The sequence below is a fragment of the Solibacillus sp. FSL W8-0372 genome (genome assembly GCF_037969735.1).
In the GTDB taxonomy this organism is placed as follows: Bacteria; Bacillota; Bacilli; order Bacillales_A; family Planococcaceae; genus Solibacillus; species Solibacillus faecavium.
In genome coordinates, this window is the sequence record NZ_CP150204.1 from 2849744 (window position 1) to 2863152 (window position 13409).

The 13409-nt window shown below is 36.7% G+C and carries 14 protein-coding genes; 3 read left to right on the forward strand and 11 right to left on the reverse strand.

Annotated elements, in window-relative coordinates; genetic code table 11:
* Positions 1 to 30: 30 nt before the first annotated feature.
* The 6 genes from MKY13_RS14480 to pepV all read right to left on the reverse strand — a co-directional run bounded on the left by MKY13_RS14480 (position 31) and on the right by pepV (position 5955).
* Complete coding sequence (locus MKY13_RS14480; protein ID WP_339213495.1) at positions 31 to 891, reverse strand: MBL fold metallo-hydrolase; 861 nt, start codon at positions 889 to 891, stop codon at positions 31 to 33.
* A 24-nt stretch (positions 892 to 915) separates the two neighbouring features.
* Positions 916 to 1563 (reverse strand): tRNA (guanosine(46)-N7)-methyltransferase TrmB, encoded by a 648-nt coding sequence (gene trmB / locus MKY13_RS14485; protein WP_191700625.1) that lies wholly within the window; start codon positions 1561 to 1563, stop codon positions 916 to 918.
* A 65-nt stretch (positions 1564 to 1628) separates the two neighbouring features.
* Positions 1629 to 2549 (reverse strand): diacylglycerol kinase family protein, encoded by a 921-nt coding sequence (locus MKY13_RS14490; protein ID WP_339213497.1) that lies wholly within the window; start codon positions 2547 to 2549, stop codon positions 1629 to 1631.
* A 3-nt stretch (positions 2550 to 2552) separates the two neighbouring features.
* Positions 2553 to 3560 (reverse strand): nuclease-related domain-containing protein, encoded by a 1008-nt coding sequence (locus MKY13_RS14495; RefSeq protein WP_191700627.1) that lies wholly within the window; start codon positions 3558 to 3560, stop codon positions 2553 to 2555.
* 128 nt (positions 3561 to 3688) lie between these two features.
* Positions 3689 to 4540: a D-amino-acid transaminase gene (gene dat / locus MKY13_RS14500; RefSeq protein ID WP_339213500.1), complete on the reverse strand. Its 852-nt coding sequence runs from the start codon at positions 4538 to 4540 to the stop codon at positions 3689 to 3691.
* A gap of 20 nt (positions 4541 to 4560) precedes the next feature.
* A complete protein-coding gene (gene pepV / locus MKY13_RS14505; RefSeq protein WP_339213502.1) occupies positions 4561 to 5955 on the reverse strand; it encodes a dipeptidase PepV in 1395 nt (464 codons plus the stop codon).
* A 327-nt stretch (positions 5956 to 6282) separates the two neighbouring features.
* Between pepV and MKY13_RS14510 the strand changes: the two genes are divergently transcribed.
* Entirely contained in the window at positions 6283 to 6504 is a 222-nt protein-coding gene (locus MKY13_RS14510; RefSeq protein WP_008408196.1) for a DeoR family transcriptional regulator, read from the forward strand.
* 187 nt (positions 6505 to 6691) lie between these two features.
* Here MKY13_RS14510 and MKY13_RS14515 read toward each other — a convergent pair whose 3' ends face one another.
* Complete coding sequence (locus MKY13_RS14515; protein WP_191700630.1) at positions 6692 to 7405, reverse strand: pseudouridine synthase; 714 nt, start codon at positions 7403 to 7405, stop codon at positions 6692 to 6694.
* Between the two features lie 50 nt (positions 7406 to 7455).
* Positions 7456 to 9072, reverse strand: coding sequence for a polysaccharide biosynthesis protein (locus MKY13_RS14520; RefSeq protein ID WP_191700631.1), 1617 nt, complete (start codon positions 9070 to 9072; stop codon positions 7456 to 7458).
* Positions 9073 to 9323: 251 nt separating this feature from the next.
* Between MKY13_RS14520 and MKY13_RS14525 the strand changes: the two genes are divergently transcribed.
* Together MKY13_RS14525 and MKY13_RS14530 are read left to right on the forward strand one after the other, a co-directional pair.
* Positions 9324 to 10586, forward strand: coding sequence for an NAD(P)/FAD-dependent oxidoreductase (locus MKY13_RS14525; RefSeq protein WP_339213503.1), 1263 nt, complete (start codon positions 9324 to 9326; stop codon positions 10584 to 10586).
* Between the two features lie 80 nt (positions 10587 to 10666).
* Entirely contained in the window at positions 10667 to 11482 is an 816-nt protein-coding gene (locus tag MKY13_RS14530) for a cysteine methyltransferase (protein ID WP_339213505.1), read from the forward strand.
* A gap of 37 nt (positions 11483 to 11519) precedes the next feature.
* On the opposite strand, the gene MKY13_RS14535 is transcribed toward MKY13_RS14530, so the two are convergent.
* From MKY13_RS14535 to MKY13_RS14545, 3 genes are all read right to left on the reverse strand, one after another.
* Positions 11520 to 12161: a hemolysin III family protein gene (locus MKY13_RS14535; protein WP_339213507.1), complete on the reverse strand. Its 642-nt coding sequence runs from the start codon at positions 12159 to 12161 to the stop codon at positions 11520 to 11522.
* Between the two features lie 190 nt (positions 12162 to 12351).
* The gene (locus tag MKY13_RS14540) at positions 12352 to 12786 is read right to left on the reverse strand and encodes an SRPBCC family protein (protein ID WP_339213509.1); all 435 of its coding nucleotides are present in this window, start codon (positions 12784 to 12786) and stop codon (positions 12352 to 12354) included.
* Between the two features lie 84 nt (positions 12787 to 12870).
* Entirely contained in the window at positions 12871 to 13407 is a 537-nt protein-coding gene (locus MKY13_RS14545) for a hypothetical protein (protein WP_339213511.1), read from the reverse strand.
* Positions 13408 to 13409 lie beyond the last annotated feature (2 nt).

A 13409-nucleotide genomic window follows, 5' to 3' on the forward strand; every position in this document is an offset into this window, starting at 1 on the left:
ATTGAAAAAATCATGCTGGCGCTTTTTTACTTACTTAATTAAAGCCTCTTTCGAACGTTCCAAGCTGTCCGTTATTACTTTTCCTGTTGTATCCCATTGAATCATACGGTAATACGCATCATGGTAGAAAATAAACCGGTAGTTATTTTCGAGTGCTTCTTTCAGTAATTTTTCCTTTGCATATACGCTTGTCATCGGGTAATCATCATACGCCAATACCCAAAGTGGATTTTGGTGAGCATGCGTTGGCATAATATCCGCCATATGTAGCGCCACTTCACCATTTTGCTCCAGGCGAATAATCGCATGTCCTTCACTATGGCCACCCGTATGAATCATTTTTAAACCTGGTGCTACTTCAAGCTCGCCTTCAAATGTAGAAACTAAATGTTCTACTGGCTCCCAATTTTCTTTCCAGTACGTATTTTTCGAGCGAATATTCGGGTTACGCATTTCATCCCACTCGATTTGTGTTGTGTAAATTACAGCATTCGGGAAGACAGGAACTAGCTTGTCACCTTCCCACTTTGTTAAGCCACCTGCATGATCGAAATGTAGATGTGTCATTAAGATTGCATCAATATCATTCGGCTGTAATCCAGCTTCAGCTAAGCTTTTTTCAATTGTTGATTCTTCTGATACACCGAAATTGCGAAGTTGCTTTTCATTTAATTTTCCAGCACCAACACCAGAATCCACTAAATAATTTTTCCCCTCGTATTGAATTAAGATTGGTTCACATGCTAATTCAATTTGGTTCAGTTCATTTACTGGATATTTACGAGACCACAGTGCTTTTGGCACTACCCCAAACATAGCCCCGCCATCCAGTGCTGTAACACCCCCATGTAACCATGTTAGTGTCATGTTGTGAAATTCAAATCGATCCATTTCTCCATCCCCCTAAATCATAAATTATTTAGTTTTGAATTGACATTCTAGTCGATAAATTGGTTGACCGAGCTTCGAGAATCTCTCCTCGTACTCTGTCATAATATTATCTTCCGGCATATTCGCATGCAAATCTAACGATACATATTTTAATGCCATGCCGTACTCATTCATACTTACTAGCGAATATTCAAAAAGACCACGGTTATCCGTTTTGAAGTGGATTTCCCCGTTATCGACTAAAACATTTTCATAAATCTTCAAGAAGCCGCCATGTGTTAATCGTCGTTTCGCATGGCGAACTTTAGGCCATGGATCCGAAAAGTTTAAATACACACGACTAACATCACCTTTGCCAAAGAACTCTTCTAACTTCTCGCCATTTACTTTCAATAATCGTAAATTTGCAGGCTTATTTGCTGCTACGATTTTTTCCAAGGCACATACTATAACACTATCAAATAATTCAATTCCAATATAGTTAATATCAGGGTTTTGAAGAGCCATCCCTAATACAAATTGTCCTTTGCCAGTACCCACTTCAATATGAATTGGGTTGTCATTACCAAATACTTCATTCCATTTCCCTTTATAATGCTCAGGGTTTGGGATAATCACATCCGGATGTTCCTGAATATAATCTGCTGCCCATGGTTTATGCTTTAATCTCACTTACTTATCCTCATTTCTGTTGTTTGCATGTCTCATATTATAGCTTATATAATCTATTTTTGCTTTTATTTTGCTAAACTCCATGCTTTTTGATGAACCGATATTTCAATAGTATTCATATGTTGCTGTAATTTTTGTTTTTCCCCATCTGCATGTGCCATAATAGGTTCCTCAAAAAACAACTGTATGCAGTGCATTGAAAACTGGTGCACTTCTCTCATGCCTGTATGTTTAGCAAAAAATACACTCCCGAAAACAAATAATAATTTCCACTTCGATAAATTGGATACAACTGTAACTTCCAATGTTCCGTCACAAGTGTTGGAAGCGGGAGATAACTTCATCCCACCCCCAAAATACGGCTGGTTGCTGACGGTTGTGAACCACACATTTTCAAATCGTTGTTCTTTCCCGTCCAGAAGGATCGTTAAATGAAACGGCTTATATGTAAATAAGGCAGAAATTACATAATACGGATAACTGAGCTTCCCTAGCTTCCATCTATTCAGAGATTTTTTCAGTTTGGATTCGTTTGCCTTCATTGCAACAAATGCATCAAAACCGACACCAAAATTATTAATAAAATATTTTGATGTACCATTAAATAGTGCACTTCCATAATCATGTAGGGAACGAGTTGGGTATTTAATAAACTGTTCCAGCTGTTTGCCTGTTTTAAATGTTTCGAAGCCACGGGCAAAGTCATTACCAGAACCTGCTGCAATTACGCCAATATATACATGTTCAAAATGTACGACACCGTTCAAAACTTCATGAACTGTTCCGTCTCCCCCTACCGCTATTAAACAGACCGGATTTTGTTTTGTAGCGCGCTCGGTAATTTCTTTTACGATCAATAACGTATGGCCTGCATATTGTGTCCAATGGGTAGTATACGGCAAAGTTAAATCCTGTTTAAATTGCTCCCAACGCTTTATCCCTCGTCCATTACCGGCATTAGAGTTAATAATAAAATGTAATTCCATTTGTTAATCTTCCTTATTGCCATCTGTATTCCAAATATCACGGTTAAACGAAGTCGTTTGAACCGTATTCAAAATAGCCTGTGCGCCGCGTATTTGCATATGCTTCATTGGTGAAACAGAGTGCTTCAAGGAATTCATCCAATCCGGAAATTTTCGTTTATCAACAAATGAAATGCCATACATCGTCCCTGGATAATCAATATAGCCATTTCTTGTCAGTAACACTTTACGAATCGGTAGTTCAATATTGTTCTGAGCAAAGATTTGTTCGATTATTTTTTCCATACGGTTTAATTGAATTAGAGGACTTAAAAGCTTTTTCTCATTTTTCCCGACCTTTTTAGTCCAGAAACGCTCGCTATTTGCAATAAATACAGCCTGCTCCTCTTGTTCTAATAATGTAATACATAAGCATTCTGTTGGCGTTAAAATAATAATGTCCAATTCAATTGGTGCTTTTTTCACCCTTAATATTGGGAAGTAAAATATTAAATAATTATCTGGTAATGTTTGTAGCATTGAACGCAGCAATGTATCCCGCATAAATTTTGGATCTACATACGATTTTTGACGTAATGTCGAGCTTGCCCATTTCATTTGAAAGTGGAAGAACTGATCTATAAACATTTTCTTTAACTCTTCAAGAGTTTGTGGTGTATATACGATATTCGGTTCAAATAATAACGTTGTTTCCTCTTCTAGAACTTCGTCATTTTCTACTGCCCAATCATTTGAAATCGTTATTTTTTCAATATCTTCTTGTTCTTCATTTTCTTCACTGAGTTTATCTTTTTTAAATGGGAAGATTTTTTGGAACAGTGAAGTTTTCTTCTCCTCCTGAACATTTTCTTCCTCTATATGTTCCCAACGCTCAATCATTTCACCCGTTTGCCATTGATACTTTACCCTATCCCACTGATTTTGCTTTAAGCGTATAAATTGTGTTGGATAACGAGCTAAATCAATTTCATAACGTGAAATATAATCCTGAAGTTTTACTAACTGAGCCATTTTATCTTCTCCCTAAGTTCATTGCTAATCTTTAATACTTATATTTTACAGGTTATTGTGCAAAAAAAATAGCGCATTGCCAATAAGCAACGCGCTAAATTATTTAATTCTTTACTTGGAGTATAAGATTATGCATTAATCCCTTTAGGAATTTTGGTTTCGAATTGAGCCTGTAATTTACGCGTCCATTCACCTGGAGTACCATTACTAATAACCGTACCATCTATTTCAATAATCGGCGTTATTTCTGATGTTGTTGATGATAAGATTACTTCGTCCATTGCAAGTAGCTGCTCTTTCTTCATCGCCTGTTCGTTTACAGGTAAACCAATTTCTGCAGCACATTTAAGGATCACCTGACGTGTAATCCCATTTAAAATTAAATTGTTAGCTGGGTGTGTATAAAGGACACCGTCTTTAATTCCGTAAATGTTAGAAGAAGAGCCTTCTGTAACAGTTTCTTCGCGATGTAATATCGCTTCATAGCAGCCTTTTTCATATGCTTCCTGCTTTGCCAACACTGCACCAAGAAGATTTAATGATTTAATATCACAGCGCAGCCAGCGAATATCTTCAACAAATGTCGCTTTTACACCTTTTTCAAAGTTATCTAATGGGCGTGGATTTTCTTTCGCGCTTCCTGTTAATACCGGCTTCACGTCATCACCAGGGAAAATATGATTACGTGGACCTGCACCACGTGTAATTTGGAAGTAAACATGACCCGTATCAATATTGTTTGCTTCTACAAGCTGATGCAATAATTGGTGTAATTTATCCTTCGTATATGGAATAGTAATACGGATTTTTTCCGCACTGTCATAAAAACGATTAATGTGCTCAGTCGCTGTAAACAGTTCTCCATTATATACTTTCACAACTTCATAAACTCCATCACCAAATTGGTAACCGCGATCTTCCTTATCCACTAACACTTCTTCATTTTTTACAATTTGATCATTCCATAAACTAAAGCTCATCTCAAATACCACCTTTATTATTAGTTAGTTGCCAATTTTACAATCGCTTCTGCATAAATAGCAGTTGCTTTTATTAAGTTTTCAATATCTACAAATTCATCTGCCTGGTGTGCAACATCTGGCTCACCAGGGAATAGCATCCCGAATGCCACCCCTTTTTTCATAACGCGTGCATAGGTGCCTCCACCAGTTGAAAGTGGCTTCGAGTAATCATCACTGTATTTACGATACACTTGCAACAATGTTTGGATTAATTCATCTTCCTCGCTAACATAATGTGGGTTTGAGTTACTCACAACATCTAATGTAAACACTTCACCCTGTAACAATAATTGTGCTCTTGTTATTTTCTCTTCAAAAGGGTAAGAAACTGAATAACGCATGCTCACTTCAATTGATGCCCCGTGCTTATCAAATTTTACAATTCCAGGATTGAATGTAGTTGGACCTGACATTGCATCTTCAAAGTTTAAATCCAATGCAGTTCCAAAATGGTCCTTATCAAAAACACGAACGATAAAATCGACAAATGACTTACTTTGTTCTGTCGTCAGAACATTTTGTAAAAATTTCGCTAAATAAACCGCTGCATTACGCCCTTTTTCCGGTTCCATCGCATGGGCTGATTTCCCTTTAACAACAATTATAATCCCATTATCTGTTTCTGTGAAAGTACCTTCAACCTGATTTTCTTTTAAATATTTCTGAAAATTCTCACTTGTGCTGTTTTCGGCATATTTTAAAGTAGCGGTTGCTTCGTCTGGTACCATATTTGTTCTTTTTCCTGCATAGAATGTTAGTAGTTGTTCATCGCTTGATGGTTTTTCTTTACTTGTAAACGTTAAATGGGCAATACCCTTTTCAGCATTGATTAGCGGGAAATCTGCATCCGGAGCAAAACCAATCGTCGGCATTTCTTCTTTTTCGAAATAACGTGTCACACATTGGAATCCGCTTTCTTCATCGGTGCCGATAATCATGCGTACACGTTTATTTAAAGGGATTTTGGCATCATGTATAAGTTTCATCGCCATCCAAGCAGCCATTGTCGGACCTTTATCGTCGATTGCTCCGCGACCAAATAATTTCCCGTCTGCTACTTGCCCAGCGAAAGGGGGATATGTCCAACTTGCAACATCACCGGCAGGTACAACATCGACATGACAAAGCACACCGATAAGCTCTTCACCTTGTCCCATTTCAATATGACCTGCCATATTGTCAATGTTTTTTGTAGTCATTCCTTGCTCTATACCTTTTTGCAGCATAAAATCCAATGCCGCTTTAGGTCCAGCACCAAAAGGTATTATATCAGAAAAATTATTTTCATCTTTTACACTTTCAATTTGAATTAACTGTTGTAATTCTTGAATGAGCTCTTGTTTTCTTGCTTTTGCCATCTGTAACCAATCCATTAACTGCACCTCATTTTTATAATATTGTTATTGTACTCTTTCTAAACAAAATTACAATAATCATTCATTATTTTTACAAAGAACTATATTTCTATTAATATTAAAAATATGAATTTTCTGTAAAAATATCAGAAATTGCAACTCAATTCTGGAATTTTATTTGATTTTCCGCTATAATGTGTGTGTCGGAACTTCTATTCTGACCAAACTTTCAGAAAAGGGGATGTCTAAGGCAAACAACTAAAGCCTAAGTGCACTCCGCACACATTTTGTCGTCCGCTAGTCTTATGCCATGAGAATTTAAGATCGAAGGAGTGGTTTTTAGAAATGAAACCAACTACTGATAGAATGCTTAATCGTATTAAAGACGTGTATATGTTTATCCTCAATAAAGGAGAAGTGACTACACAGGATTTAGTCGAAGAGTTTAACATCACTCCTCGCACCATTCAAAGAGATTTGAATGTGTTAGCCTTCAATGACTTGGTAATGAGTCCAAGTCGGGGTAAATGGACAACGACGAAGAAAAAAGTAAAAATGACATCTTAGAATTCTTGAAAGCGGCTGATTCTTTATTTTGTGAGAAAGGACTTATTTTGTCCCAACATAACGTAAGGTGTCGATCAGTTACACAATGAAATATTAGGAACGTTTATTCTTAGTAAACGTTTATCAGTTCTTGATTGAGAGAACTAAAAAGCGAATGCCTTTTCGTCGGGGCATTCGCTTTTACTTTTTATTTATTTGCTGTTAACAGATTAAGTTCCTGTTCTGTCAGCTCACGATATTCACCTAGTGCCAGTTGCTCATCCAGTTGCAATGGTCCCATCGATAAACGTTTTAAGTACGTAACTGTTTTACCAACCGCCTCAAACATACGTTTTACTTGATGGAATTTCCCTTCCTGAATCATGAGTTCAATTTCCGATTGCTCACCTGAGTGTAGTATTTTTAACTCCCCTGGCTTTGTATGATACCCATCGTCCAATGTAACTCCTTGTGCAAAAGCTTTAATATCCTCTTCCGTTACAACTCCGTCAATTTTCGCATAATACCATTTGGGTACATGCTTTTTTGGAGATAATAAGTTATGCGCTAAGTTCCCGTCATTCGTAATAAGCAGAAACCCTTCCGTATCTTTATCCAGACGCCCTACAGGAAAAGGCTCGAAATGCTGGAAATCCGGATCCAACAGATCAATAACTGTTTGATCATATCGGTCTTCTGTTGCAGAAATAATACCAGGCGGTTTATTCATCATTAAGTATATAAACTCTACATATTCTACACGTTCTCCTAACACCGAAACATCCTGCTTTTCAGGATTTACATGCATCGCCGAATCCTTCACGGTAATGCCGTCTACGGTTACAGCTTTTTGCTTTAACAGTTGCTTTACTTCTTTTCGTGAGCCGTAGCCCATATTTGCCAATAATTTATCTAAACGCATAAAATCCTCCATGTAAAAAGGGGACGCCTTTATTAGAGACGTCCTCATTTTTATTTTACTAATCTTAATTTACGTGCGATTTTTGTTAGCTTATCACCTAATAAAAGCTGTGCTAACCCTAATTTATAGGATATTGTACCATAAACAATGACACCAACAGCCGCACAAACAATTGCATAAAGCAATGCTAATAGTTTTGATGTTGCAGGTGCAATTGATGATAATGCCGCATGAGTTAATGAAACAGCTAATGCCATTAAAATAGTTAAAATAATAATTAATAATATTCGGCGTACTACAACTTTCGCATTGTAGTTTGTCACTTTGTTTATAACAAAAATATTAATAACTATCGTAACACCATAACCAAGCGCTGTAGCTAAAATCGCCCCATCAACAGACATCAAGTGAATAAGTGGCGTATTTAATACCGTCTTTACGAGTAAGCCCACTAATAAACTGAAAATAACCCATTTTTGATAATTGACCCCTTGCAGTATCGCGGCTGTTACAGTGAATAGTGCAAATAAAATGGCCACAGGTGCATAATGACTTAACACTTGTGTTCCCATCTCACTGTAGGAATAGAAGAAATGATATAAATCTTCCGCTAAAATTGAGATTCCGATCGCGGCCGGTACTGTAATAAACAGTAGCACTTGATATGTTTTATCCATAGCAGAATGTACTTGCCGCAAATTGCCTTCTGTATAAAACTTCGTGACTGTTGGAATAATTGCCATTGAAAACCCTGTCGCCAATACGACTGGAATCATAACAATTTTTTGTGTTAACAAATTCAGCATCGTAAAGTAGGCTTCGCTGATGTCTCCTGCTATTCCACTGGCGTTCATTGCACGGATGAATGTGAGTAGGTCCACAAGTTGGAATAAAGAGCTCCCTAAACCAACGAATACAACAGGTATCGAATATTTGAAAATCTCTTTATACATATCTGAATAAGGAAGTCTTCGCTCTTTCGGTGCAACAACTTGAACCGCCTTAATATCAGGGCGAAGTTTTTTCCAAAAATAAAACAGCGTCACAAGCCCGCCAAGCGCACCAATAAATGCAGCAAATACGGAGAAATTGATTGCTGTTATTTCATCGCCACCCATAACATTGACAACGATAAAAGCACCGCCTAGTAAAAAGACGATACGCACAATTTGCTCAACTAATTGTGAAACAGATGTCGGCAAATAATGCCCATAACCTTGCAAATAACCCCGTACTAAACTCATGAATGGTACAACAATTAATGCATAACTTACCCATTGAATAACATTCGCAACTTGCTCAACACTAAACGTTTGATCTTCACTATCAATCACTATATTGGCAAGCGGTGTTGCAAGTAAATTCATTAAAATAAATGCTATGATCCCTGTTAATGTCATCAGGAGAGCTCCTGTTTTAACTAAACGACGACCAGCATCAAAATCACCTAATGCATTATATTTCGAAACAAATTTTGATACTGCAATTGGTAAACCCGCAATAGCAATACTTAACATAATGTTATAAGGAATGTAGGCGTAGTTGTACAAGACAATGTTTTCTTCACCTACAATGGCATAAAACGGGAAAATATAAATTAATCCTAAAAGCTTTGATAGAAACAAACCGATAGTTAATATGGCTGTTCCTTTCATTAATGAAGACATGAAATGACCTACCGTTCTATATAAAAATTCTCTTAATATACCTTTATTTAATCGTTATATTCATTTGCGAAGTCCAATTTTATTCTCGAAAGATAAAGACGGATTGTGCTTCGCTATAGTTCCCGAACATTTCCTTTTACAAGTTTACATGTGAAAGTCCATTTACTCAAATAGTTTCTTCAATTCATGTATAATAAGTAGAAGTAAAATCGTTTAAGAAAATTTGTATAAAAGAGAGTGAGAAATAATATATGTATGATGTGATTGTAATTGGTGGCGGACCATCTGGATTAATGGCAGCTATAGCCGCAGCCGAAAAAAATAGAAAAGTACTCCTACTTGAAAAAGGTTCGAAACTAGGGAAAAAACTCGCAATTTCAGGAGGAGGACGCTGTAACGTAACAAATCGTTTATCAGCAGAAGAAATTATTAAACATATTCCTGGCAATGGTCGCTTTTTATACAGTCCTTTTACAGTTTATAACAATGAAGACATAATTGCATTTTTTGAAGGGCTTGGCGTCCCTTTAAAAGAAGAAGATCACGGTCGCATGTTCCCGGTTTCCGATCGTGCACAGGATGTTGTCGATGCACTCGTAAATGAAATGAAGCGTCTGAAAGTGGAAGTGCGCCTGCATACAGCGGTTAATAAACTTTTAATGGATGAGGAAAAAATTTATGGTGTTCGTTTGGAAAGTGGCGATGAAATCCGCGCAAATGCTGTAGTTGTAGCAGTTGGTGGGAAAGCTGTTCCACAAACGGGTTCAACCGGTGATGGTTATCCTTGGGCAGAACGTGCGGGTCATACAGTTACGACTTTATACCCGACAGAAGTACCTGTTACATCAAAGGAACCATTTATCCAATCCCGTGAATTACAAGGATTAGCATTACGAAATGTTGCTGTTTCAGTGCTTAACAAAAAAGGGAAAGTTCTCGTTACCCATCAAATGGATATGTTATTTACACACTTTGGATTAAGTGGTCCCGCAATATTACGTTGCAGTCAGTTTATAGTAAAGGAGCAGCTGAAAACCGGTAGCGCTCCTGTGCAAGTACGTATTCAGTCATTGACTGACTATAATGAAGAGACATGTTTCCAAATGTTAAATAAGACGATTAAAGATGAACCGAAAAAGGCTGTTAAAAATTTATGGAAGTCACTAGTACCAGAACGTTGGTTATTATTCTTATTGGAACGTGCCGACATTGACGCTACATTAACTGGCATTGAATTATCTCAAGAGAAAATTCGCAATCTCGCACGTGAACTTGTTGCATTTACGATGGATGTTCATGGCACCCAGCCAATCGAAAAGGCATTCGTCACAGGCGGCGGGATTTCTGTAAAGGAAATTGAACCTAAAACGATGGCTTCCAAGAAAAAGCCGGGGTTATTTTTCTGTGGGGAAATTTTAGATATTCATGGCTATACGGGCGGCTATAATATTACCTCAGCACTTGTAACTGGAAGAATAGCAGGTATGAGTGCTGGTGAAATCAAACATTTATAATTTTTATCACAAAAATACTAGTACTCCTAATAATTCCCTAGTATCATAAAAGGTATGTACACTCAGGAGGACATGATGCGATGCATAATTCCGAAACAAAACAAACAATGCTCTTTTTAGCATCAGACGAGCTTATGCAAACTCATTTGACTTGCAAAAAAATTAGCGACAGTAATAAAGATGAATTTACTTTTTCCATAAAGGCTTTTTGCTATATCGAAAAAAATGAATCCTATGCCAAAAACGTACCGTTAAAATTGACTCTCGGTTTAAATAAAAAAGGCCTAGGGATGTCACTGGCTATCGATTTAGCAAATATACCAAATGTTTTTCCAATGCAATTAAAAAAAATAATCGAACACATTCAAAAAAGTCCGACGCTCTTACAAAGTGTATGTCAACACCTTGATAAAATTGCTGTTTCATCATCAATTGAAGAAGCTGTCCAAGCTAAACTTGCCAAACATTTTCTAATCGAAAATGCACCGCAAGGAATTACGAGCTATACTACGAATCGGCAAGCGAACCAACTCTATTGGCTTATGGACCAGAATCAAATAATTTCCAGTATAAGCCCTTTTAAAATAGATGGTGAAGGTGGACATATAGCATTTACAGTTCAGATTGGCTTTAAGCATGAATTTATTATGCAATGTTATGAAGTGGAATGCATGATGCATTTATTTAATGAAGAGGACAAACTAGGCTATTATTTCGAACTGTATTTGGATCAGGAAAACTATCATCATCAGCTTTTGTATGATGCATTGCCTGATCAATTTATGGACAACAAAGTGTTTTTAAATCAAGTATTGGAAGAAATGAAAAAACGAAACGAAGAACAATATAACGATTACTTACAGGACCTAATCGAAAAATTTACAGCCAGCATCTAAAAAGAGTCAATCCGGAAAGTCGGATTGACTCTTTATTTTATACATATAAGTAAACGGCTAAAAACATTGCCACACTGCCCCCCATGACAAATAAATGCCAAATTGCATGGTTATATGGAATACGGTCATTTTTGTAAAAATACGTACCGATTGTGTAGGATAAACCACCGATTAATAACGTCGTAAAACCAGCTATTCCTATATGCGCATATAAAGGCTTTGCTACAAAAATGACGATCCAGCCCATTCCGATATAAACAAATAGCGACAATACTTTAAATCGGTGAACGAAAAATTGTTTTAGTACTATTCCGATTGTCGCCAAAATCCATTGAATGGCAAAAATAGTCCATCCTAATTTACCACCTATAGCAACTAATGCAATAGGTGTGTATGTCCCAGCAATTAATAAAAAAATAGAACTGTGATCGAGCTTTTTCAGAAATGTTTTATGTGACGGCCATGAATGATACATTGTTGATGCAAAATATAGGCAGAACATAGATATCCCAAAAATAACATAGCTAATTAACTCGATAGTCGAGCCCTGATTTTGCGCTTTATTAATAAGCATCAATGTAGCAGGGATCGTCATAACAGCCGCTATTCCATGTGTGAGGCCATTCCAAAATTCTTCCTTCGTACTATACTTACCTTGTTCAAACATGATTTGTGTCATAAAGCCACCTCTTCCTTCTTTCCAGTATAAAAAATAACAAGTACCTGTTATAGAGGTAGTTGTCATTAGTTCCATATGATAGTTATCATAATAAATAAAAGTTTTTATAAAGGGATATCCATAAAAGTTATACCCACTTATACACAAATAAAAAACTCACCTGAACTAATTTTCCAAGTGAGTCGATTTTTTATGCTTGTATGTGACGAGCGATTTTTTCAGTTAGACGTGTTGTCACTTTTGGTAACAATACTTTTATAGCTGGATTTAATACCGCTCCGGAAAGTCCGCCTGCTGTAACGTCCACCTTACATGTCATATATGTACCACCATCTCTAGGCTCCGCTGTAAATTCACCGCCGCCTTTAAAATTATCTGAAAGACCTTTAATTTCAAATTTAATTTGAGATGGCTCGTTCATTTCTATAATTTTTATTTCCAGCGCTACTTTTTTCGTTAACCCTTTAAAATTCCCTTCGAATGTCCAGTGAGAAGTTTGTGAATCCACTTCCTTATGCTCTTTATAAGCAGGTACCAACACTGCCCATTTCTCAATTTTACTAACGAAAGCCCATACTGTTTCTTGGCTCACTGGAATTTGTACGGAATGCTCGGCTTGTGCCATATTGCTACACTTCTTTCTTCATAAATCGTTAAATGATGTCATTTACTATTCTAGTATTACATAGAAAATGTTTTGGCAACATAGTTATTTTTGCCCTTCATGCAACAATAGTGCGGCCTCTTTCAGTTCTTCGGCAGGTACATCTTCTGAATATCTCGTTGCTTCCTCACTAAATGAAACATTGCCGATGTTTAAAGTCATAAGAGGTACACCTTCCAACTTCACTTCCAGTTGTGAAAAAGACTGTGGAATTCCCTCTAATTCAGCTTTCGTTGCTCTTACATGAATTTTCATCGCATAATATACTAAATCTTCTATTTCAAAACGTTCCCTAATTACTAAACTTGCTTTAGGCAGTTTAAAATTATTTCCAATCGTTTCAAATGTAATATACGATTCGTTTCTCTTTAGAAAAGCCGCCTGTTCATAAGTAGTAACAAAATTAATTTTGATCTCATTGCTCGATGGATAAGTTTTTAGCATAATATTATTCGGAACTTCTTGTACAAGGCGCTCATTAAAAGGATAATCTTTTTCCACAGGATAAGGCTCCTTTGCACTCATATCTGCACTGCACCCTGCAAGCAGAAAAATTAGTGCCATCCATAATAATCGTTTCATCT

What these genes read in the sequence shown, in the direction of transcription:
- MKY13_RS14540 (WP_339213509.1), bottom strand. Translation starts at nt 12,786, where the DNA reads ATGGCACAAGCCGAGCATTCCGTACAAATTCCAGTGAGCCAAGAAACA.
- MKY13_RS14530 (WP_339213505.1), top strand. Translation starts at nt 10,667, where the DNA reads ATGCATAATTCCGAAACAAAACAAACAATGCTCTTTTTAGCATCAGAC.
- dat (WP_339213500.1), bottom strand. Translation starts at nt 4,540, where the DNA reads ATGAGCTTTAGTTTATGGAATGATCAAATTGTAAAAAATGAAGAAGTG.
- MKY13_RS14545 (WP_339213511.1), bottom strand. Translation starts at nt 13,407, where the DNA reads ATGAAACGATTATTATGGATGGCACTAATTTTTCTGCTTGCAGGGTGC.
- MKY13_RS14490 (WP_339213497.1), bottom strand. Translation starts at nt 2,549, where the DNA reads ATGGAATTACATTTTATTATTAACTCTAATGCCGGTAATGGACGAGGG.
- MKY13_RS14535 (WP_339213507.1), bottom strand. Translation starts at nt 12,161, where the DNA reads ATGACACAAATCATGTTTGAACAAGGTAAGTATAGTACGAAGGAAGAA.
- MKY13_RS14510 (WP_008408196.1), top strand. Translation starts at nt 6,283, where the DNA reads ATGAAACCAACTACTGATAGAATGCTTAATCGTATTAAAGACGTGTAT.
- MKY13_RS14480 (WP_339213495.1), bottom strand. Translation starts at nt 891, where the DNA reads ATGGATCGATTTGAATTTCACAACATGACACTAACATGGTTACATGGG.
- MKY13_RS14525 (WP_339213503.1), top strand. Translation starts at nt 9,324, where the DNA reads ATGTATGATGTGATTGTAATTGGTGGCGGACCATCTGGATTAATGGCA.
- pepV (WP_339213502.1), bottom strand. Translation starts at nt 5,955, where the DNA reads ATGGATTGGTTACAGATGGCAAAAGCAAGAAAACAAGAGCTCATTCAA.
- MKY13_RS14495 (WP_191700627.1), bottom strand. Translation starts at nt 3,560, where the DNA reads ATGGCTCAGTTAGTAAAACTTCAGGATTATATTTCACGTTATGAAATT.
- MKY13_RS14520 (WP_191700631.1), bottom strand. Translation starts at nt 9,072, where the DNA reads ATGTCTTCATTAATGAAAGGAACAGCCATATTAACTATCGGTTTGTTT.
- MKY13_RS14515 (WP_191700630.1), bottom strand. Translation starts at nt 7,405, where the DNA reads ATGCGTTTAGATAAATTATTGGCAAATATGGGCTACGGCTCACGAAAA.